At 63.2% G+C, this 1,625-nt stretch carries 2 protein-coding genes; one reads left to right on the top strand and one right to left on the bottom strand.

Translation table 11 applies throughout. The features are described from left to right. Positions 1-834: MFS transporter (locus NTW26_08640; protein MCX7022319.1), on the top strand; the 834-nt coding region annotated here is incomplete at its 5' end. A 208-nt stretch (positions 835-1,042) separates the two neighbouring features. Here NTW26_08640 and NTW26_08635 read toward each other — a convergent pair. Next, positions 1,043-1,606, bottom strand: coding sequence for a hypothetical protein (locus NTW26_08635; protein ID MCX7022318.1), 564 nt, complete (start codon positions 1,604-1,606; stop codon positions 1,043-1,045). Positions 1,607-1,625 lie beyond the last annotated feature (19 nt).

Genomic DNA, 1,625 nt, shown 5'->3' with positions numbered 1-1,625 from the left:
ATCGGACTGTATTTGATGGACTGGTTCGGGGGGGTCGAGGGGGGAGGCGCCCAGTGGACTTTCTGGTCGGCGTCCATCCTCATCGGTCTGACGGCGCTCGGGTCCTTCGCCTTCATGCAGGAAACCCTGCGGCGGCGGCGGAAGGAGCCCGCGAAGAACCTGCCCCGGACCGAGGTCATCCGCAACTGGTGGCGGGAGCTGGGCCAGGCCCTGTCGGCGCTCTACAAGAACGGCAAGCTCCTGGCCCTCTCCCTCCAGGGTTTCATCAACATGTTCATCGTGGGCATCAACACCAGCGTTCTGGTGTTCTACGCCGACAACGTCCTCAATCTGCAGACCTACCAGATAGGCTTCGGCTTTTTGTTTTTGTCACTCTCGACGATTCTTTGCGTGTACCCGGCGGGACGTTACGCCGAGCGGATCGGTCGCAAGTACCTGATGATTTTCGGAATGTTTCTGGTCTCGTCGGCTATGGTCATGCTCCCCTTCATCACCCGGGCCGGTTTTTACTACACCATGATGCTCATGTCGGGGGCGGGCGTGGCGATGATTCTGCCGAGCTGGATGAGCCTTACCGTGGAGAACATGCCGCTGCGCGGGCGGGCCACGGTGTTGGGCGGCGTGGGCACCATCACCTCCTTCGGCCTGGTGGTCGGCCCCATCATCGCCGGTTACCTCTACGAGGGAATCGCGCCCCAGGCGCCGTTCTTTTTCGCCGCGGTTCTGATTGCGGCCAACGCCGTCTTCATCACCTACGTCTTCCGCAACCACCACGAGCGCAACCGCTACCGGCGGGCCGAGTACCGCTCGCCCTACTACGTGCCCCGGGACTAAAGGGAAGCTGACGTGGCCTGTTTGATTGGTCTGTGAGGAGGGCCTACGGGTTAGGTGTGAATCGTATATCACACTCGTAGGGGCCGACCTTCAGGTCGGCCCGTTTCCCTCTCCCCGTGGAAGAGTGCTAGGGTGAGGACTACTTAATACTCCCTCTCCCTTCCAGGGAGAGGCTCGCCTACGGGCGGGGGAGAGGGGCGGAGGGGCGCTAGAACCGGGCCTTGATAACGCCCCAGCTCATCTCCTCGATCCCGGCATCGGGCTCCCACTCCACGCGGACCAGCCAGTCGGACTGCCGGTCGTGCCATTCACCGTCGAGGTAGTACCGCGAATGCTTGACCGGCCAATCCCGCGTGGTGTCCTGCATGAGACTGCAAGCGTCGTATTCGCCACTCCCAGGCACAAGCACCACGAAGAACTCCCCGGGAACCTCCACCGGCCCGTCGTCGGGAATCCAGGTATACCAGTACCCCTCCGGTGGGTCCTGGAGGCCGCCGTGGATGGGACCGAGCAGCGGGTCACCCGGCTCACCATCCTGGACATCGTAGATGTAGATCGTCGCCCAGGACCCGTCGAGATCGGAGACGCCGAAGCGCATCTGCGAAATCGTCCCCGGCCGGCCGCCGGTATCGCCCGGCCCGAGGCAGTCGTCGAACAGCACCGCCATGTACGCGAACTGGTAAGAGCCGCCGTCGGTGTCGTCGTCCCAGTAGAGCTCGACGGCGGACGCCGCGGCGACCAGGGCCAGGATAGTCATCACGAGCTTTCTCATCGTTCCTCCCTTCGTCTCC

The sequence above is a fragment of the bacterium genome, from assembly GCA_026398675.1.
In the GTDB taxonomy this organism is placed as follows: domain Bacteria; phylum RBG-13-66-14; class RBG-13-66-14; order RBG-13-66-14; family RBG-13-66-14; genus RBG-13-66-14.
Note: the sequence above shows the minus strand (reverse complement) of the source record. Positions and strands in the feature narration are given on the sequence as shown.

What these genes read in the sequence shown, in the direction of transcription:
- NTW26_08635 (MCX7022318.1), bottom strand. Translation starts at nt 1,606, where the DNA reads ATGAGAAAGCTCGTGATGACTATCCTGGCCCTGGTCGCCGCGGCGTCC.